Origin of the sequence: Paraburkholderia phenoliruptrix (genome assembly GCF_019511605.1) — a bacterium.
GTDB lineage: Bacteria > Pseudomonadota > Gammaproteobacteria > Burkholderiales > Burkholderiaceae > Paraburkholderia > Paraburkholderia phenoliruptrix_A.
On record NZ_JAEUAV010000006.1, the window covers coordinates 133,445 to 152,077 of the forward strand.

Here is an 18,633-nt window from a genome sequence, read left to right on the forward strand (position 1 = left end):
GTACGGACAATAGCTTTTTGTATGACAATAGCGCGTAGTTAGTCCGATTAGCAGATGAAATGAGGATAACCGGCAAATTCGCGAAGTGGGCTAAAAGCAGCCATTCGGCCAATAAGGTTACTTTTGTCCGCTTTATGGACCCGAAATGAATGGCGGATTTGAACAGCACTTGAAGCGGGCTGTGCGCCGCGCGGCTGCCGGTACGCCGTGCAGTACGCTGGGCGCCCACGGCCACAACGCCCGGCGGCGCGATAGGGCATGTCGCACTCGCGTTCGAGCGAAGCACGATAAATGGCGCGAACGAGGGGGACGCGCCGCCTTTGCAAAACGCTTTTTGATGATAGATTGTGCGGAATAAAGCAGTGCACAAAAACCTACGCAAATAGCCGAATTGAATATTTGCGAGTCTGAGAGAGTCGAAATTGTCGCTACATTTTATCGAGCAGATGGCACCGCTACTGAACGCCGCCGACGAGGCCGAGTGGTTCAGTGCAGTGGCCAAGCTCGCCGAGACCTGGGGATTCGACCGGCTCCTGATCGCGATGCTGCCGCGCCCGACCATGCGTCTGGAAGACGCATACATTCGCAGCACCTATGCGCCTGCGTGGCGCCGTACCTACGACGAGCAGGGCCTCGTGCACATCGACCCGACGGTCGCGCATTGCGCGACGCGCTCCACGCCGCTCGTGTGGTCGCCGGAAATATTCACAACTGCGCCGCAGCAGTCGATGTATGAAGAAGCTCGTGCGCACGGCTTGCGCGCCGGCGTGACACTGCCGATTCACGGCCCCAACCAGGAGGCCGGCATGATGTGTTTCGTGAACGACGCCAGTCCGACCGACACCTTCTGGCGTCATATAGACGTGGTATTGCCCAACCTCGTGTTATTGCGCGACCTGGTGATCGACACCAGCCAGCGCCACCTGCATACACACGCGCAATCATTGTTGCCGAAGCTCACGCCGCGCGAGCGCGAGTGCCTTCAATGGACCGCGCGCGGCAAATCCACCTGGGAGATTTCCCATATCCTGAACTGTTCGGAAGCCGTGGTGAACTTCCACATGAAAAACATCAGGACGAAACTCGGTGTGAATTCGCGGCGCGCGGCGGCCGTCATTGCGACTCAACTCGGACTTATTGACCCGGGTTGAGCAACGCGGCGGCGTCGCGGCTGTGCAGAACGCGCTCGGCACGGCCGAGATCTGCGTCGGAAACAGTCTTGGTGAAGTAAAGACCCAGCAGAATGGAAACCGGCGCCGGGATTTCCGCGCCCGACTCGAAGCGGCTGCCGCGCGACTGCGTGACGCCGAAACGGGCCCAGAAGCGCCGCTGGCTCTCTTTCTTTTTCTTGCGATAGGCAATGATGAGAACCCGGTCCACGCCAGTGGAAGGCTCCGCCGGACGCGTTTGGAGGCCGGTTTGCGGTTGCCAGTGATTGTCGAGAAGTTCCATTTTTGTGTCCCGTCGGTTGAGTGCTGTTCCTGTCTCAAATTCTGCGTTATCCGATAAGCATGCACACCTATCCAGGTAGATAGGTGGCGGAACGATTCAGAATGCATAAGTTTTCCTGCGTATTGGTTTCCCCCAACACGTTCAGGAGAACGTCATGCAAACAGCGATACGGATTGGAATGCGTCAGGAATTCGACAACGAGGACATCAACGAGATGTACCGCCTGCGGGCACGGGTGTTCCATGGCCGGCTGGGATGGGACATTCCGACCATAGCGGGCATGGAGATCGACGGCTACGACGCGCTGGGTCCGCATTACATGCTGATCCAGGGCGACGACCGCAAGGTGCGCGGCTGCTGGCGTCTCATGCCCACCGAGGGCCCGAATATGCTGAAGGACACGTTCCCGCAGCTCCTGCATGGTGCGGCGGCGCCGGTGGGGCGGCACATCTGGGAGCTGAGCCGCTTTGCAATCGACACCAGCGGCGAGGAGAAGTCGTTCGGCTTTGCCGATCTGACGATGCAGGCCATCCACGAACTCGTGACTTTCGCGGACCGCATGGGTATCACCCGCTATGTGACGGTCACCACCACGCCTATTGAACGGCTGCTGCGCAAGACCGGCATTGAAATCAGCCGCCTCGGCTCACCGCTGCAGATCGGCGTGGAGCGCGCGGTGGCGCTGGATATTGCAGTCAGTCCAAAAACGCGCACCGCGCTGTTCGGGCCGATGGCCGTGGCCGCTTAGCTGATCAGCGGCTTCGCTATTGCGCCGCCTGGCCGCCCGCCGTGGGCCAGGTGCGCCCGTCGCGCGTACTCGGTACTCGCCTCGGAGGACGGACTTCGGCAGGTGTCCATAGACCTCGTCGGGTCAATGCTTCTGTTTTTGGTGGTCGTTCATCGGCGAGGCGCATTCCACTTGCCGAAGCAGGGGGACGTTTTGAGCAAACGATTCGAGGAATCGGCTAACTGTCACGCAGCGCTGGAGAAGCGAAAGCGGCGGCGCTTCGCTCTGGAAACCGGCCAGAGGAACGCCAGTCACGTCAAAAATATGTGAACCGGTTGATTTACATCCTGTCCGAACGCGAGCGGGACAGTGATGATGGAAACTCTCAACCTGACGTGGAGTGGACCAGATATGTACACACGCATTATTGTAGCCGTCGACGGCAGCCAGACTTCGCGCCGCGCATTCGAGGCGGCGCTCGAACTCGCCGGGTCCACGGGCGCCGTCTTGCAGCCATTCTATGTGGTGGAGAACACCCCGCTGTATTTCGAGGCACCAGGCTATGACCCGGCGGTGCTTCGCAACAGCCTCATCGAGCAGGGCAAGGAACTTGGTGCGCATTTCGCGCGCGAAATGGACGCGAAAGGCGTGAAGGGCGAAATACTGGTGAGCGAAGCAGCATCGCTCGACGATGTCTCAACCGCCATATTGAAGGCAGCCGCGGACTTCAACGCCGACCTGCTCGTCATGGGTACGCATGGCAGGCGCGGATTTCGCCGCCTGATTCTCGGCAGCGTGGCCGAGCGTTGCGTGCGTCAGGCGGGCTTGCCGGTACTGCTTATTCCGTCGGCGGCCGGCCGGTCGTCGGACGATGCTCACGCGCCGGCCTGAACGCGCCGCAGGCAGATGCGGCGACCGGCATCACGACGGACTACCCCGTTGCAATGTGCGGTGAGTCACGTGATCTTCGAGCAGGCGCCGCATCGTGGCGAGCAGCACCGGGCCTTCCACGGGCTTGCGCAGGAACCCGTCGAAGCTGACAAAGGCGGGCGGGCTCGGCTCTCCCGATACGAGTATGAACGCGACGTCGGCAAGACCGGGCAGCGTGCGCAAACGGTGACAGAGTTCGCTGCCTGACATGACCGGCATGCGCCAGTCGGCAACCACCACGTCGACGGGCGCCGCAATGAACTGCGCAAGCGCCGACTTGCCGTCGAGCGCGGTCTTGACGTCATAGCCTTCGGCCGCGCAGATAGCGCTCAATGCATCGAGCGCGCCGGCGTCGTCATCTACAAGCAGTACGGTTGCCATGTGCAATTGTCCTCTCGCTTCGACAACCTGCTTCGCAACCCGCATGCCAACGCACGCGAACCGTTTCGATGAACCAGCAGGCACGCGACAGGCACGCAGCACGCAGGCAAGCTAAGCCGGAACCGGCGACGGCTGCCGTCGGCGGCAGGGTTATCTGCCGCCGGCGACATCGTCGTCCGTCGTTAACAATAGCAACTCAACCGCGACCCCGCCGGCAAACTGCCTGACGCATACACCGTCAGGCGCGCCCGAGAGCAACCTCGACAAGTCGTTGCTGTTCGTCGCGATGCGCGCGTATCGACGAATGCGCGCCCGAGGGGCTCTCGCGCCGGCACACGTCGAGCACGCGGCAGTTCGCGGGAATGGCCTGCTCGAGATCGTCGCGCACGAAATGCCATGCGCCGTGCTTCTTTTCCTCTTCCTGCGCCCACACCACTTCCGCGAGGTTCGGGAAAGTTGCAAGCGCAACGGCAAGCTCGCTGGTCGGGAACGGGTACAGTTGCTCGACGCGAATGAGCGCGGTTCGCGTGTCGCCGCTAGCATCGCGAGCCGCCTGCAAGTCGTAGAAGAACTTGCCGCTCGAGAGCACGACGCGCGTCACGTTTTCGGGCGACGTCACAGCGCTGTCCTGCAACACGGGCATGAACGCGCCGCCGGTCAGCTCGCCGAGCGGCGAGTGCGAGCGCACGTTGCCATACAGTTGGCCTTTCGGCGACATGACGATAAGCGGCTTGGGGTCCGCGCTCAGCGCCTGCTCGCGCAGCATGTGGAACCACTGCGCCGAGGTCGACGGCATCACCACCTTCATATTGCCGCCGGCGCACAATTGCAGGAAGCGGCTGACATAGCCGGTCGAATGCTCCGGGCCTACGCCTTCGTGGCCGTGCGGCAGCAGCATCGTCAATCCGGACGGCTGATCCCACTTGTACTCGCCCGCGGCAATGTATTGATCGATGATGACCTGTGCGCCGTTCACGAAGTCGCCGAACTGCGCTTCCCAGATCGCCAGGTGAGTGCTCGTCTGCACACTGTAGCCATATTCGAAACCGAGCACGGCCTCCTCGGTAAGCGGCGAATTGACGATGTCGAACTCGCCTTGATGCACACCGAGGTTTTGCAGCGGCACATACGGTTCGAGCGCGCCGGAAGTGTCGCCTTGCGAATGCCAGACCGCATGCCGGTGCATGAAAGTGCCGCGGCCGACATCCATACCGGAGATTCGCACGCTATGCCCGTCGTCGAGCAGCGTGGCGTACGCCAGGTTCTCCGCAAAGCACCAGTCCGCAGCGGCGGTTTCATCGGCAACGCTCTTGCGCCACTTCTCTGTCACGTCGCGCACGAAGTCGTGCAACCGCAACTCGGGCGGCGTGCGGGTCAATGCCGCCGTGAGCGACTGCACGCGCGCAAGCGTTACCGGCCGCGTGCGCTTCGTCCGCTTGCCGCGCGGGCGCGACAACGTTTGCGCGGCCGGCACCTGGAGCTTCTTCAACGCATCCGCGCGTAGCACTTCCAGCGGCGTTTCTTCACCGAGGGCCGCGTGATAGAGCTCCGTGACCGTCGGATACGTCGCGATCGCCGCCTGTTGCAACGGCTGCGTGAGCGCGGGAATGTCATGCTCGGAGTGACCCAGACGCCGGTAGCCGATCAGGTCGATCACCACGTCGGCCTCGTGCTCCATCCGGTATTGCAGAGCGAGCTTGGCGGCACGCATCACTTCGTCCGGACGGTCGGCGTTCACGCGGATCACGGGCGCGTCGATCATCCGCGCAATGTCCGTGCAATAGGAGTGCGCTTCGGCATCCATGCGGTTAGGCGTCGTGAAGCCGATCTGATTGTTCACGATCACGTGGATGGTTCCGCCCAATGCATAGCCCGCCTTGCGCGTCATGTTCAGCGTTTCCATCACGATGCCCTGGCCCGCGAACGCGGCGTCGCCGTGCACCACGAGCGGCAGACAGCCGAAGCCGCGATGCTCGTCCTGATACGCGCGCGCCATGCCGCTCACGACCGGATACACGCTTTGCAGATGCGACGGATTGTGCGCAAGGAAGATTGCGACCTCGCCATCGGGCGTCTTTCTGACAGTGTTGCCGCCGAGGTGATAGGGCAGATCGCGCTGCGCAGCCGCGGCATCCGATTGCGGGTCGAGGCAGGCGACCAGCGTCGCCGGGTCCAGACCCATGACGTTGACGAGCACATTCAGGCGCCCGCGATGCGGCATGCCCGCGAACACCTGCCGAACGCCATGAGCCGCGGCCTGATCGACAATCGCTTCGACGAGCGGCACGAGCGCCTCGCAACCTTCCAGCGAGAAGCGTTTTGCATGCTCGAACGTCGCTGCCACGTGACGCTCCCACATCTCCGCGGCCACGAGGCGCCGCAGCAAAGAGCGCCGCTGCTCGCGCGCCGGCAACGGCGCGAGCTGCCCGGCCTTCAGCCATGCGGACAATTGTGCACGGCGCTGGGTGTCGCGTATGCCGGTCAGATCAAGGCCAATTGCGCCGCAATAGACGCGCCGCAACTGCCGCTCCAACTCATGCACGGCAGCCGAAGGCGGCAGCAGCGGGTTTTCGGCGCCGATCGGCTGCGCAGGTTCGAGTCCGTGGAACACGGGGTCGAGTTCGGGCACCTCCGGCACGGGCGTGAGACGTAGTGGATCGAGCGAAGCCTGACGGTGACCGTGCTGACGGAATGCGTCGATAAAGCGCCGGACTTGCAGCGTCCGCGCGACCGAAGCCAGTTCGCCAGCCGGTTCGAGAACCGCGCTGGCCGGCGAGCGTGAAAGAACAATCGATTCGGAATAGACGTGGGACATGTTGGGTAGCGTGCGGAAGAAATCGTTAATTGGATTTCGCTGTCCACGTCCGGATACTCGGGGCAACGCCCCTCGACGGCAACGCGGCGGCCGGCCGCGACCCTCGGCAGACAGCGAAACGGCAAGGAACGCAATGCGGATTGGGGCTTGCAGTAGCGCTCCGTCTTCTGTTTCTTATCGAGCCGGTCCGCGCGACCGGCTCGTGTCTCCGTCCGTTGCCTGCCTCGACTTCTACTGGGCCGTCGCGAGCCACGCACCTGCGTCGCTCATGTCGTTCGCGCGATGGGCGTGCGCGTCGCGCGCGGCGCGCCGTTGTCCGGCCGCGTCGCTGTCGAGCTTGAAGGTGCTGACGGTCTGAGTGAGTTGCTGCGCCTGGTCCTGCAGGGCCTGCGCCGCTGCAGCGCTTTGCTCGACCAGCGCGGCGTTTTCCTGCGTGACCTTGTCCATCTGCGTGACCGCGTGGTTGATCTGCTCGATGCCTTCGCTTTGCTCTTTGCTCGACGAGCTGATCTCGGCGACGATCTCGGTGACATGGCGAATGCTCTTGACGACTTCGCCGATGATCTGCCCGGCCTGCTCGACCATCTTGCCGCCGGTGCCGACCTGATTCACCGAGTCGGCGATCAGTTCCTTGATTTCCTTCGCCGCAACGGCGCTGCGCTGCGCGAGGCCGCGCACTTCGCTCGCGACCACCGCGAATCCGCGGCCGTGCTCACCCGCGCGAGCCGCTTCCACGGCGGCGTTGAGCGCGAGAATGTTGGTCTGGAATGCAATGCCGTCGATCACGCCGATAATTTCGACGATCCGTCGCGACGATTCGTTGATCGCGCTCATCGTGCTCACGACCTGGTTCACCGCCTCGCCGCCCTTTACCGCGACGTCCGACGCGTTCGACGCTAGCTGGTTTGCCTCGCGTGCGTTATCGGCGTTCTGCTTGACAGTCGACGTGAGTTGTTCCATGGCGGCCGCCGTTTCTTCCAGCGAACTCGCCTGGTGTTCGGTGCGGCTCGAGAGGTCCATATTGCCGCTCGCCACTTCACGCGTCGCCTGGCTGATGGTGTCGGTGCCCTGACGCACTTGCGCGACGATGCCGTGCAGATTGCTCGTCATGCGTTCGAGCGCGGTGAGCAGGCGCCCCACTTCGTCGGTCGAATCGATCTGCAGGCGATGCGTGAGGTCGCCCGCCGCGACCGCCTCGGCGAGCACCACCGCGCGGTTGATCGGCCGCGTGATGGTGCGCGTGATGAAGACGCCGGTGGCAATTGCGATGACAGTTGCCAACAGCGCGAGCAGAATCATCTGCAGCTTCGCACTGTGTGCCTCGGAGATGGCATCGGCAACGTCGCGCGCCATGCGGTCGGCCTGCACGTCGACCATTTTGTCGACGAGCACGTAGTAAGCGTCCTGCAGTCGCGCCATGTCGCCCTGGTAGACGTCGCGCGCCTCCTGCTGCTGGTTCTTGCTGACAAGATCGAAAAAGCTCTTCACGCTCACGCCGTACGCCGAACGCGCGTCGAACTGCTGCTTGAAGAGGGCCTTGGTTTCATCGCTCGTCAAATGCTTCTCGAGCTCGCCATAGGCCTGCGCGTTCGCTTTGCGAATGGCCGCGTACTCGTCCATGTACTGCTTCGCCTTTTCCGGCGACGTGGTGAGCAGCAGATTGCTCAGAATGCCGTTTGCCTTATAGCCGTTGCTCTTGATCTGATTGCTGAGCGCAATCAGCGTGTAGCGATTGCTGACGATCTCGTCCATCTTCGTGTTACTGGACTGCAAGTGCTGGATGCCCACCACGGCCGTGCCCACCAGCAGCGCGACCATCAGCGCGAACGCCGAGCCGAGCCGAACCCCGATTCTTAGATTGGAAATCTTCATCTGTCTAATTCCTTACCCCAACAGCCTTGATCAAAATTGTCGCGAAGTGCCCGCGGCGCCGCAGCGACACGGCGCCGCTGCTGCGCTTCGGCGTGAACATTCCGCCCCTCGAAGACGGCTCACCGCTATTGACGCCAGAGGCTCGGCTGACGCCGATGGGGGTACTTTTCCCGTCCGCCCTTCCCGCTGCCGTCTATTTCCTCAGAAGATATGACGACACAAATTCCCAAACCTTGAGAGCGGCTCTTGCGAGAAAGTAAAAAATTTGCCAAACGTTTGCGAGCGCGTGGAAAAGCGCCTATTGGCATGAAAGCTTGAGTAAGGCTATTTGCGACGAAGACGGTGCTTTCGGACGCTTCCGCAGAACTGGCCCGAATCTGACGCCGCTCAATCTGCCTGAACGCGCGAGCGCGGCATTTTGCCGCTAAACGGGGGACAGAGCCGGTGGGACAATCGGTCATCACCCCTGACATTGGCTCAGACATGCTTAATTCCACTGCCGTTGCCCACGCCGCGGATTCCGCGCTTCCCACCGGCCCGGCCGTCAGCGCGCCGCCTCGAACAACCCGCCGGCCGGCCCCGCGTGGCGCCGCGCGTACCCACACACGCAGCGCCGCGCGCTGCTCCAGTTGCGCGATGCGGCAGCTTTGCATGCCGCAGGGTCTGTCCACCGAGGAACTGTCCAAACTCGAAACGCTGATCTGCTCGGCGCGCTCGGTCCATCGCGGAGAAGCGCTGTATCGCAGCGGCGACCGGTTCGACAATCTGTATGCAGTGCGCTCCGGTTCGATGAAAACCCTCATGGCGCACCGCGACGGGCGCGAGCAGGTCACCGGCTTGCGGCTCGCGGGCGAGGCGCTTGGCCTCGACGGCATCAGCGAAGACCGGCATGCGTGCAGCGCCGTCGCGCTGGAAGACAGCACGGTGTGCATCGTGCCGTACACCGCGCTCAAGTCGCTGTGCCGCGAAATCGGCTCGATGCAGGAGCGCCTGCACAAGCTGCTTGGCGAGCAGATCGTGCGCGAGGCCGCCCAGATGATGGTGCTCGGCTCGCTCTCGGCAGACGAACGCGTCGCGGCTTTCCTGCTCGACGTGTCCGAGCGCAACGCGCAGCGCGGCTATTCATCGGCCGAATTCAATCTGCGCATGACGCGCGAAGACATGGGCAGCTACCTCGGCATGACGCTCGAAACCGTCAGCCGCACCCTGTCAAGATTTCAAAAACGCGGCCTGATCGACACGCAAGGCAAACATATTCGTATTGTCGATCTGGACGGCTTGCGGCAGGTCTGAACCGGACTGGTCCGGCGCGGCCCACGCGGCCGCGCCGGCAGTCGTGCGCGCTTGCACCTTCCCTCCACGCTTTTCCGGTGAACCTTTCGGCTTGGCATGCTATCTGCGAGCGGGTACAGTCTTTGTTTAGTCCGTCCCCCGCAAGGAGCCCGGCGAAATGTACCGCGATCCCGGTCCGCATCATCCGCTCGTTCAACGTCTGATCGACGCCCGTCGAGTCACAGACGAACTGTTTGCCATCGTCAAGCCCGAGTTTCTGTACGAAAGACCGATCCGCGAGCGCCATCGCATCGTGTTCTATATCGGGCATCTCGAAGCTTTCGACCGTAATCTTTTCGATCAGCGTCTGTTCGACCTGCCCGCATCCGATCCGCAACTGGATCAGCTTTTCGCTTTCGGCATCGATCCGGTCGACGGCGGTTTTCCCACCGACCAACCCGATGACTGGCCCTCGCTCGATACCGTGCGCGGGTACGGCCTGCGTGCTCGCGAGCAGATCGACCGCGAGTTGCGGGCGCTGACGGACGCCGCGCGTGTCGAGGCGTCGGGGCAATTGCTGAATGTCGCGATCGAACATCGCCTGATGCACGCGGAGACGCTCGCCTACATGCTTCATCAGCTGCCGCTCGAGCAGAAGGTGACCGAACTGCGCGAGCCTGTGGTCACCGGTCCCGCACGGGTGACGAGCCCGTCGGCCATGGTCAGTGTGCCCGCGGGTCCGGCCACGCTCGGCATGCCGCGCAACAGCGGCCGTTTCGGCTGGGACAACGAGTTCGGGGAATTGCGGGTGGACGTGCCGGCGTTCGAAATAGACCGCTATATGGTGACTAACGGCGCGTTCCTGGAATTTATCGAGGCCGGCGGTTATCGCGAGCCCAAGTGGTGGTCGCCGCAGGACTGGGCGTGGAAGGAGGCCGAGCACATCGAGCATCCGGCTTGCTGGTCGCGGCGCGCTGCACCCGGTCAGCAGGACGCATGGACGTTGCGCACAATGTTCGACGAAGTACCGCTGCCGCTCGACTGGCCCGCGTACGTCAGCCATGCCGAGGCAAGCGCGTATGCGCGCTGGGCGGGCAAGGCGCTGCCGACCGAAGCACAGTGGCAACGCGCAGCGCAAGGTGCGCCGCACGCGGGCTCGGGCAACTTCGATTTCCGTCACTGGGATCCGCGGCCCGTGGACGCCTATCCCGAGAACGTGAGCGCCTTCGGCGTGGAAGGTCAGTTCGGCAATGGTTGGGAGTGGACCTCGACGTTGTTCGACGGCCTGCCGGGCTTCGAGCCGTTCCCGTTCTATCTGGGCTATTCGGCAAACTTCTTCGACGGCAAGCATTACGTGCTCAAGGGCGGTTCCGCCCGCACCGCACAGTGCATGTTGCGGCCGACGTTTCGCAACTGGTTTCAGCCTCGCTATCAGTATGTTTATGCGGGGTTCAGGTGTGTCGGCGTTTGACTAGTCAAACGGAAGACCATCGGCCCGCCGCCGGCGGCGGCGGGTCGTCACGCACTAGCAGTGTGGCGACCGGCGCGGGGCCGTTGCGTGCTTAGGGAAATCAAACCTGCGCCATGCCGCCGTCCACCGGCAGATCCACCCCGGTGATGAAGCTCGCCTCTTCGCTGGCGAGGAACAGCGCAGCAGATGCCACTTCTTCGGCCCGACCCATGCGGCCAAGCGGGATCAGTTTGTTCAGCGTCTCACGCACTTCTTCGGACGCTGCCGCCATCATCGCGGTGTCGGTCGGCCCCGGCGCGACGACGTTGACGCGGATGTTGCGTGGGGCAAGCTCATTGGCCCAGGTTCGTGCGAACGAGCGTACCGCCGCCTTAGTCGCCCCGTAGACGCCGTAGCCTTTGGTGCCGATCTCGCCGGCGATCGAGCCGATCAGCACCACCGAGCCGCCGTCGGGCATGATCGCGGTCGCGGCCTTGGCGGCAAACAGTAGCGCGCGCACGTTGAGGCCGAAGTGCCGGTCGAAATGATCTTCGACGACTTGATCGAGGGTCGCGAACTCCGAAATGCCGGCGTTGACGACGAGCACGTCCACCCGCCCCGCCTCGCTGTGTACCGCCTCGAAGAAGGCGGCGAGCGCTGTCGTGTCGGACGCGTCAACGCGGCGCTCGCGCAGCGTGCCGGCACCATGGGCCGCGTCAGCCTCTTCGGCACGGCGGCTGGTTGCATAGACCGTAGCGCCTTCCTCGGCGAAGCGCCGCGCAATGGCGCCGCCGATGCCTTCATGTCCGCCCACGACGACTGCAATCTTTCCTGAAAGCCTGTTCATACTTGTCCCGAGATCATTGCTAACGACTCGAAGCTATCATTTCCCCTATTCAGCAGCAATAACGCACCACGTGGTGCCTAGATATCGAGGTGTATACCCATGTCCGCAGATACGCTTGAACTGCCGATTGATGTGACCGCGACGCGGCCCATTCTCGAACAGCTCGCCAACAAGTGGACCGTGCTGATTCTCAGCGTCCTGTGCACGCAGCCGGCGCGATTCAACGACCTCAAAGGGCGACTCGACGGCATTACTCACAAGGCACTGTCGGACGCGCTGAAGCGCCTGGAGCGTAACGGTCTTGTCGACCGCAGAATACTTCCGACGCAGCCGATCGGCGTTGAGTACACGATCACGGCGCTTGGTGCGTCGCTGCGTGAACCTTTTGCGGCTCTCTACAACTGGTCTCTCGCCAACGGAAAGAAACTGACGGAAGCGCAAATTGCTTATGATGATTCGAAAATGCACTGAGAATTCGCCGGGACAATGGACGCCCACCGACGGCTCTCTGCTCGCGCCCGACACGCCGCCGCAATCGGCTCCGTCCCGGTAATTCGGATCGGTGCGAAACAGCTTCGGCGCAGCCTGCCAATAAGCAGGACTCCGTATGACCAGAATGTGAGAGCGCGCCGCTCGAAAATAGACTGACTGGCCGCTTGCCCGAAAACGCGACCCGCCTCGCCCGTCCACAGGGTACGGGTGAGGCGATGGTCAGCGGTGAGCGAATAAGTGGTGGCGCTCGCGCGTATTCGCGGCTGTTCACCTCTTCCTACTGCATTTTATTTGCCCGAGACCGGCGACTTTACGCTCGGGGTCGCAAGCGTGTTGTTGCTCGTCGGGGCAGCGCTGGTGCCCGAGGTCGAGTCGCTGTTAACGCTGCTCGGCAGCCCCGAGTTCGGTCCTTGGGCCGACATACCGCTACCTGAATTGGTCGTGCCAGGCGTGCCGTAGCCGGCCGTCGCACCGTTCGTCTGGTTTGCCGGGCTGGCCGTGCTGCCTGCCGAACCGTTCCCACCGGGACCGCCTGCTGCCTGTGCAAAGGCGCCGGCCGACACCGTGAGTGCGGCGACAGCCGCGAGAAACGCTCTGTTTGCCTTGCTCATGATTCGTACCTCCTTTAGCAGATCGAATAAGGACGCAGACGATCGCCGCCTCCTCGAAGCAAAGTGACGCAAACATTGTGCCGCGTGGGTAGAGGTCTCGAACTGGAGGAATGCACTGGCGGTTCTCGCGGGAGGCTTCGCCATTGCGCTCACTGTTGATCGCGAATCTCTCCGGGCCCTTTTCCTGTCCATCGCTTCAAGGCCCGGCGGAAATTTGCGGCATCGCTAAATCCGACCAGCATCGCAACGTCGTCCGTGCTGAGCTTCGTGGTTTTCAGGTACTCCGTGGCCAGCGAGCAGCGCACGTCGTCGACAATCGCAACGAACGACGTTCCTTCCGATTCCAGACGCCGCCTCAGCGTTCGGCTCGTCATTTTCAGCGCATCGGCCACTGCTTCCATGTCGGGAAACACGCCGGGCTTACGCATCAGAAGCTGATAGACCTCGCCGGACACGCCCGACGATGTTTTCGCTTGCCCGATCAGCCGGTCGCACGTCTCCTGCAACAGCGCAGCCGAGTGCCGGTGCGCCAGATGCGGCGTCACCTCGAGGATCGCGCTGTCGTAGATGAGCTCGCACTGCTCAGCGTCGAACTCGCAGGGACAACCTAGATACTGCGGATAGATGTGCGCATAGTCCGGCGCCGGATAGGCGAAGCGCGCCAACACCGGAGGGCAGCGGCGGCCGGCCACGTCCTCGAGATGCGTGACGTGCTGCGTGTACTGCTGTTCCAGCAAAAACTGCTGCACGTGGTGCGGCAAGTTGGATGAGAAAGCGTCCGGAAACGTCCACACGGAAGTGTCGGCGTGCTCGGTCCACTCAATAGTGACAGTCGGCGTCGCCAGCCGGTGATATTTGACGCCGAGGCGAAAGTAGTCGCGCAACGAAAGACACGACATCAGCGCATACCCATACATGCCGTAGGCCGCCAGATGGAGACGCGCTCCCGTTCTGAAAGGCGTGCTCGGGTCGGACGACAGCGCGACCGCGTTCCGGCATACCACCGCGTACTGCCGCACCGAGGTCATGACAGACGCATCGTAGATCTGCTCAGGCGTGACGCCGCTGCCCTTCAGGCTGTCCTCGGGCGCAATTCCTTGCTCTGCGAGCACTTCAACCAACGCCGCGATCTTGTACGGCGCGTAAATGCGCTCATTCAACAGCGGAAATCTCGACGACACGGCGCCTCCGGTGCATGTCCTCACGGGACATCGGCTTGTCCGAAATAGACCTTACGCAGCAAATCGTATCTCACTACTATCTATGGAACAAGAGACGAGTCCGAGTGCAGTTGCGCGACTCGCAGATTTTTCGGAGACAAGCATGGTCACCCACCATCGCCGTTCTATCGCGCCCGTGACGCCGCTGCCGCTAGTGCACGCGGCGCCGCCGCGCATTCGGTCCTTGCGGTCCGAGCGCGTGCCGGCTCCCGCCCCGAAGGTATTCGCTGCATCTGCCGCTCGTCTTGCGCTCGTCACCGCAGGCGGCTCTGCTCGCTCCACTGCATCAGCGGCCGGTTTCGACTGAACGTCGCGTCCAACCGCCGTGCTTCAACTGGAAATCGAAAGGTATTGAAATGGGAAATTCAAGCAGCAAAGTCATCATCACATGTGCAGTGACGGGTTCGGCGCACGTGCCGTCCATGTCGGAGTATCTGCCCCTCACGCCCGATGACATCAGAACTCAGGCGCTCGAAGCCGCCGGGGCGGGAGCGGCGATTCTGCATCTGCACGCGCGCGATCCCAAAGACGGCCGGCCAACGCCCTCGCCCGATGTGTTCCGGCAATTCGTGCCGGCCATCGCCGCGCAAACCGACGCGGTAATCAACATTTCCACCGGCGGCAGCACGCGCATGACGCTCGACGAGCGCTTGGCCTACGCGCGCATTGCGAAGCCCGAGATGTGCTCGCTGAACATGGGCTCGATGAATTTTTCGCTGCATCCGGTCGCGGCCAGAATATCTTCCTGGCGATTCGACTGGGAAAAGGAATACGTCGAAGGCATGGAGGACATGATCTTCCGGAACACGTTTCGGGACATCAAGAACATCCTCACCGAGTTCGAGGACTACGGCACGCGTTTCGAGTTCGAGTGTTACGACGTGGGCCACCTATACAACCTCGCGTACTTTGTCGACATCGGGCTCATCAAGCCGCCGTTTTTCATTCAGTCGGTGTTCGGCATTCTCGGCGGCATTGGTGCGGACCCGGAGAACCTTTCGTTGATGCGCTCGACCGCCGACCGCCTGTTTGGGCGCGAGAACTATCAACTTTCGATTCTCGGCGCCGGTCGTCACCAGATGTCTCTCGTGACGATGGGCGCAATCATGGGCGGCAACGTTCGCGTGGGTCTGGAAGACAGTGTCTACCTGTCGCGCGGCGTGAAGGCCAGGTCGAACGCCGATCAGGTCCGCAAGATCAGCCGGATTCTGCAGGAGCTTTCTTTCGACATCGCGACGCCAGCCGATGCGCGCGCAATGCTCGGGTTGAAGGGACGCGAAAACGTCTCGCTTTAAGTACACGGCGCCGCGCGCGATCCGCGCGAGTACCGCACCCCGTTGTCCTGCCGCGCCGCGCGGCGCACCAAAAGAAAAACACAGGCAGGGCCATTTTCTGGAGACATCATGACTGCAACCACTGTTGACGCCGGCCTCGGCGAGACCCACCGGCTAGCGACGCGCAAGGCGATGGCACGACTTCTTCCCTTGATGTGCGCGATCTACTTCATGTCGTTCATCGACCGTACCAATGTGGCGCTGGCAAAGACAGCGCTTGCCGCCGACCTCGGCATCAGCGCAGCGGCATACGGACTTGGCGCCGGAATCTTCTTTATCGGCTATGCGCTTCTCGAAGTACCGAGCAACCTGCTGGCTCATCGTGTCGGTCCGCGCGCGTGGATTGCCCGGATCGCGGTCACGTGGGGAGCGTTATCGACGGCCATGATGTTCGTGCAGGGCGAGTGGTCCTTCTATCTGCTGCGTGTTCTGCTCGGAGTGGCAGAAGCAGGACTCTTCCCCGCGTTGATGTACATGGTGACGCTCTGGTTCGCACCGAAGGACCGGGCAGTCGCCGTCGGCTGGATTTATACCGCGCCGTCTATTGCGCTGATTCTGGGCAACCCGCTCGGTGCCGCCCTGATGCAGCTCGGCGGAATCGGCGGCCTTCACGGCTGGCAGTGGATGTTCCTGCTCGAAGGTTTGCCCACCATCGTGGTTGGCATCATCGTCTTTTTCAAACTGCCGAACCGCCCTTCCGAGGTCAGATGGCTGACGCCGCAAGAAGCCGAGGCGCTCGAAACCCATGCAGTCATCGACACGCACGGTCACACCGAACTCACGTCGGCAGACTGGTTCGCGGCATTGAAACGTCCAACCACCGTATTGATTGCGCTGATTTACTTCCTGAATCAGGTAGCGTTTGTCGGGCTGTACTTTTTCACACCGTCGATCGTTGCGCAGATGCACGTGAAGTCGCCGCTCGTTGTCGGCTTGTTGTCGAGCAGTGTCGGCATCGGCTTTCTGCTTGGCGTGCTGACGCTGCCGCGCATCCACCGCCGGATTACCAACGACTGCGGCTTTCTCGGCGTGCTGACGGCGGGCGTCGTGGTCTCCGCATGTGCGTTCATTGCGATCAGGAATCAGTCGGCGCAAATCACGCTGTTGGGTATTACGGGTTTCTTCGCGGGCGGCATTCTGCCTTCGTACTGGGCTGTCGCAATGAAGCGTCTGCAAGGCGTGCAAGCCGCTGCCGGTCTCGCTTTCATCAATACAGTCGGACTGCTGGGCGGCTTTGTCGGTCCTTATCTGTTCGGGCTTGCCGAAACGATAACCGGCCGCAGCGACTCGGGCTTCAACGTGGTCGTGGTGGCCTCCGTGCTAGGCCTCGCCCTCGTGCCGCTGCTTGCTAAAGCAATCCGGTCCGCAGACCGTCCTGTTGTACCGGCGGGCAACGCGGGACAATTGAAAACGTCGAAAAGCTAGTCGACGTCAATTGATGCCCTGTTCGAAGACGGCGGGCAAAGGCCGTGGTGGACGTAACGCCTAAACCGACCCGCTGCTCGCCTGATTCACGGGCCATTCGTGAATGCCTTTATTCGATATGTAACTTCACAATCGTTGGTGCGACACATGAATACTTTCGAGCTTCTCAAGCCCAGAGCTGGTCTACGCGTACTCATTTCGGGCGCAGCGTCGGGAATCGGCGCTGCCATTGCCGATGCTTTCGTCGAAGCCGATGCGCGGGTCTACATTTGCGACGTCGATCGCTCGGCAGTCGAGAAAGCCAGCAGCAGGAATGCCCGGCTTCATACGGGCGTGGCGGACGTGGCAAGCCGCGAGCAGGTCGACAGCGTGATAGACGACGCACGCGCAAAGCTCGGCGGGCTCGACATTCTGATCAACAACGCGGGCATTGCGGGTCCAACGGGCGAAGTCGAGGCGATTGAACCGGACGGCTGGGATCGGACTGTTTCCACCAATCTGAACAGTCAGTACTACTTTCTTCGCAAAGCGGTGCCGCTGCTGAAGGAGACATCGGATTGCCCCGGCATCATTGCCATGTCTTCTGTCGCCGGGCGGCTCGGCTACGCGTATCGCACGCCCTACGCGGCGACGAAATGGGCAATTGTTGGACTGGTCAAGTCGCTCGCCATCGAGCTTGGTCCGAGCAACATTCGCGTCAACGCAATTCTGCCGGGAGTCGTGCAGGGTGAACGGATGGATCGCGTGATCGCCGCTCGCGCTCAGTCCACCGGCGTCTCGTTCGACGAAATGAAAGAGCAGTACCTCAAGAAGATCTCGCTGCGCCGCATGGTGACTGTGGACGACATCGCCGCCATGGCGCTCTTCCTCGCGTCGCCGGCAGGCCAGAACATTACCGGTCAGGCGATCAGCGTGGATGGCAACGTCGAATATCTTTGAGCAAGCATAGGCACGCGCCGCGTGGCCATGCCAACGCGCGTCCTGTCAGCCACGAACCGCGAGGCCGTCTCGCCCTGAACAACAAACCACTACGAAGGACACAGATCCGATGAGGCTCAAAGAAAAGGTTGCAATCGTGACGGGGGCCGGGCAAGGAATCGGCGCCGCGACCGCACTGAAATTCGCGCAAGAGGGTGCAACGGTCGTGGTCTGCGACATGAACCCCGGCGCGGTGCAATCGGTTGTCGGCGCTTGCCGCGAGGCCGGCGCGCAAGCGGCGGGCTTCACGGTCGATATCGCCGATCGCGAAGCGGTCCGGGACATGGTCGCCGAGGCTCGCGAACAGTTCGGACGGGTCGACATTCTCGTGAACAACGCGGGCATCACGCGCGATGCGCGTCTGCAAAACATGACAGTCGAGCAATTCGAACAGGTCATGGACGTCAATCTGCGCGGCGTCTTTCACGCCACACAGGCGGTGCTCGACTCCATGATCATCCAAGGGGCCGGTGTGATCCTGAACGCGAGTTCGGTTGTCGGCATTTACGGCAATTACGGGCAGACGAACTATGCGGCGTCCAAATTCGGCGTGATCGGCTTCACGAAGACATGGAGCCGCGAACTCGGACCCAAGGGCATACGGGTGAACGCCGTCGCGCCCGGCTTTATCGACACCCCGATTCTCGCCACCATACCCGGCGAAGTACTCGAGAAGATGAGAAGCCAGGTGCCGTTGCGGCGCCTCGGCAAGCCCGAAGAGATTGCCAACATTTACGCCTTTCTCGCAAGCGATGAAGCGAGCTATATCAACGGCGCTGTCATCGAGGCTTCTGGCGGCATGACGCTGTAGTCGGGAAATGGCGCCG

Annotated in this window: 17 protein-coding genes; 10 read left to right on the forward strand and 7 right to left on the reverse strand. The window is 62.1% G+C overall.

Going from position 1 to position 18,633, the window contains the following annotated elements; translation table 11 throughout:
* Positions 1-446: 446 nt before the first annotated feature.
* The gene (locus JNB89_RS11050) at positions 447-1,151 is read left to right on the forward strand and encodes a helix-turn-helix transcriptional regulator (RefSeq protein WP_041729325.1); all 705 of its coding nucleotides are present in this window, start codon (positions 447-449) and stop codon (positions 1,149-1,151) included.
* On the opposite strand, the gene JNB89_RS11055 is transcribed toward JNB89_RS11050, so the two are convergent.
* Positions 1,135-1,452, reverse strand: coding sequence for a hypothetical protein (locus JNB89_RS11055; protein WP_013342506.1), 318 nt, complete (start codon positions 1,450-1,452; stop codon positions 1,135-1,137). The two genes, JNB89_RS11050 and JNB89_RS11055, sit on opposite strands and share 17 nt — an antisense overlap.
* Positions 1,453-1,606: 154 nt before the next feature.
* On the opposite strand from JNB89_RS11055, the gene JNB89_RS11060 reads away from it, so the two are divergent.
* Together JNB89_RS11060 and JNB89_RS11065 are read left to right on the forward strand one after the other, a co-directional pair.
* Positions 1,607-2,200 (forward strand): acyl-homoserine-lactone synthase, encoded by a 594-nt coding sequence (locus JNB89_RS11060; protein WP_013342505.1) that lies wholly within the window; start codon positions 1,607-1,609, stop codon positions 2,198-2,200.
* Positions 2,201-2,590: 390 nt separating this feature from the next.
* Positions 2,591-3,070 carry a universal stress protein gene (locus JNB89_RS11065; RefSeq protein WP_220362202.1) on the forward strand — a complete coding sequence of 160 codons (480 nt, stop codon included), beginning with the start codon at positions 2,591-2,593 and terminating at the stop codon, positions 3,068-3,070.
* Between the two features lie 30 nt (positions 3,071-3,100).
* Here the strand turns inward: JNB89_RS11065 and JNB89_RS11070 are convergent, their stop codons facing one another.
* The 3 genes from JNB89_RS11070 to JNB89_RS11080 all read right to left on the reverse strand — a co-directional run bounded on the left by JNB89_RS11070 (position 3,101) and on the right by JNB89_RS11080 (position 8,177).
* Positions 3,101-3,490, reverse strand: a complete 390-nt coding sequence (locus JNB89_RS11070) for a response regulator (protein ID WP_013342503.1) — start codon at positions 3,488-3,490, stop codon at positions 3,101-3,103.
* 238 nt (positions 3,491-3,728) lie between these two features.
* Positions 3,729-6,305 carry a 2-oxoglutarate dehydrogenase E1 component gene (locus JNB89_RS11075; RefSeq protein ID WP_220362203.1) on the reverse strand — a complete coding sequence of 859 codons (2,577 nt, stop codon included), beginning with the start codon at positions 6,303-6,305 and terminating at the stop codon, positions 3,729-3,731.
* Between the two features lie 231 nt (positions 6,306-6,536).
* The gene (locus JNB89_RS11080; protein WP_013342501.1) at positions 6,537-8,177 is read right to left on the reverse strand and encodes a methyl-accepting chemotaxis protein; all 1,641 of its coding nucleotides are present in this window, start codon (positions 8,175-8,177) and stop codon (positions 6,537-6,539) included.
* 636 nt (positions 8,178-8,813) lie between these two features.
* Here JNB89_RS11080 and JNB89_RS11085 point away from each other — a divergent pair.
* Positions 8,814-9,470, forward strand: a complete 657-nt coding sequence (locus tag JNB89_RS11085) for a helix-turn-helix domain-containing protein (protein ID WP_135891152.1) — start codon at positions 8,814-8,816, stop codon at positions 9,468-9,470.
* Between the two features lie 157 nt (positions 9,471-9,627).
* Entirely contained in the window at positions 9,628-10,920 is a 1,293-nt protein-coding gene (locus JNB89_RS11090) for an SUMF1/EgtB/PvdO family nonheme iron enzyme (RefSeq protein WP_220362204.1), read from the forward strand.
* Between the two features lie 100 nt (positions 10,921-11,020).
* Here JNB89_RS11090 and JNB89_RS11095 read toward each other — a convergent pair whose 3' ends face one another.
* Positions 11,021-11,746 carry an SDR family NAD(P)-dependent oxidoreductase gene (locus JNB89_RS11095; RefSeq protein WP_220362205.1) on the reverse strand — a complete coding sequence of 242 codons (726 nt, stop codon included), beginning with the start codon at positions 11,744-11,746 and terminating at the stop codon, positions 11,021-11,023.
* Positions 11,747-11,845: 99 nt separating this feature from the next.
* Between JNB89_RS11095 and JNB89_RS11100 the strand changes: the two genes are divergently transcribed.
* Positions 11,846-12,217 carry a winged helix-turn-helix transcriptional regulator gene (locus tag JNB89_RS11100; RefSeq protein WP_013342497.1) on the forward strand — a complete coding sequence of 124 codons (372 nt, stop codon included), beginning with the start codon at positions 11,846-11,848 and terminating at the stop codon, positions 12,215-12,217.
* 308 nt (positions 12,218-12,525) lie between these two features.
* Here JNB89_RS11100 and JNB89_RS11105 read toward each other — a convergent pair whose 3' ends face one another.
* Entirely contained in the window at positions 12,526-12,849 is a 324-nt protein-coding gene (locus tag JNB89_RS11105; protein WP_013342496.1) for a hypothetical protein, read from the reverse strand.
* A gap of 149 nt (positions 12,850-12,998) precedes the next feature.
* Complete coding sequence (locus JNB89_RS11110) at positions 12,999-14,030, reverse strand: AraC family transcriptional regulator (protein WP_220362206.1); 1,032 nt, start codon at positions 14,028-14,030, stop codon at positions 12,999-13,001.
* A 395-nt stretch (positions 14,031-14,425) separates the two neighbouring features.
* On the opposite strand from JNB89_RS11110, the gene JNB89_RS11115 reads away from it, so the two are divergent.
* The 4 genes from JNB89_RS11115 (at position 14,426) to fabG (ending at position 18,617) form a co-directional block, all read left to right on the forward strand.
* Complete coding sequence (locus tag JNB89_RS11115; protein WP_135891146.1) at positions 14,426-15,364, forward strand: 3-keto-5-aminohexanoate cleavage protein; 939 nt, start codon at positions 14,426-14,428, stop codon at positions 15,362-15,364.
* 108 nt (positions 15,365-15,472) lie between these two features.
* Positions 15,473-16,828, forward strand: coding sequence for an MFS transporter (locus JNB89_RS11120; protein WP_220362207.1), 1,356 nt, complete (start codon positions 15,473-15,475; stop codon positions 16,826-16,828).
* A 147-nt stretch (positions 16,829-16,975) separates the two neighbouring features.
* Positions 16,976-17,767 carry an SDR family oxidoreductase gene (locus JNB89_RS11125; RefSeq protein WP_220362208.1) on the forward strand — a complete coding sequence of 264 codons (792 nt, stop codon included), beginning with the start codon at positions 16,976-16,978 and terminating at the stop codon, positions 17,765-17,767.
* A 109-nt stretch (positions 17,768-17,876) separates the two neighbouring features.
* Entirely contained in the window at positions 17,877-18,617 is a 741-nt protein-coding gene (gene fabG / locus JNB89_RS11130) for a 3-oxoacyl-ACP reductase FabG (protein WP_220362209.1), read from the forward strand.
* Positions 18,618-18,633 lie beyond the last annotated feature (16 nt).

Coding starts and splice junctions, on each gene's coding strand:
- fabG (WP_220362209.1), top strand. CDS start 17,877: ATGAGGCTCAAAGAAAAGGTTGCAATCGTGACGGGGGCCGGGCAAGGA.
- JNB89_RS11105 (WP_013342496.1), bottom strand. CDS start 12,849: ATGAGCAAGGCAAACAGAGCGTTTCTCGCGGCTGTCGCCGCACTCACG.
- JNB89_RS11050 (WP_041729325.1), top strand. CDS start 447: ATGGCACCGCTACTGAACGCCGCCGACGAGGCCGAGTGGTTCAGTGCA.
- JNB89_RS11120 (WP_220362207.1), top strand. CDS start 15,473: ATGACTGCAACCACTGTTGACGCCGGCCTCGGCGAGACCCACCGGCTA.
- JNB89_RS11125 (WP_220362208.1), top strand. CDS start 16,976: ATGAATACTTTCGAGCTTCTCAAGCCCAGAGCTGGTCTACGCGTACTC.
- JNB89_RS11055 (WP_013342506.1), bottom strand. CDS start 1,452: ATGGAACTTCTCGACAATCACTGGCAACCGCAAACCGGCCTCCAAACG.
- JNB89_RS11070 (WP_013342503.1), bottom strand. CDS start 3,490: ATGGCAACCGTACTGCTTGTAGATGACGACGCCGGCGCGCTCGATGCA.
- JNB89_RS11085 (WP_135891152.1), top strand. CDS start 8,814: ATGCGGCAGCTTTGCATGCCGCAGGGTCTGTCCACCGAGGAACTGTCC.
- JNB89_RS11060 (WP_013342505.1), top strand. CDS start 1,607: ATGCAAACAGCGATACGGATTGGAATGCGTCAGGAATTCGACAACGAG.
- JNB89_RS11080 (WP_013342501.1), bottom strand. CDS start 8,177: ATGAAGATTTCCAATCTAAGAATCGGGGTTCGGCTCGGCTCGGCGTTC.
- JNB89_RS11075 (WP_220362203.1), bottom strand. CDS start 6,305: ATGTCCCACGTCTATTCCGAATCGATTGTTCTTTCACGCTCGCCGGCC.
- JNB89_RS11115 (WP_135891146.1), top strand. CDS start 14,426: ATGGGAAATTCAAGCAGCAAAGTCATCATCACATGTGCAGTGACGGGT.
- JNB89_RS11090 (WP_220362204.1), top strand. CDS start 9,628: ATGTACCGCGATCCCGGTCCGCATCATCCGCTCGTTCAACGTCTGATC.
- JNB89_RS11095 (WP_220362205.1), bottom strand. CDS start 11,746: ATGAACAGGCTTTCAGGAAAGATTGCAGTCGTCGTGGGCGGACATGAA.
- JNB89_RS11065 (WP_220362202.1), top strand. CDS start 2,591: ATGTACACACGCATTATTGTAGCCGTCGACGGCAGCCAGACTTCGCGC.
- JNB89_RS11100 (WP_013342497.1), top strand. CDS start 11,846: ATGTCCGCAGATACGCTTGAACTGCCGATTGATGTGACCGCGACGCGG.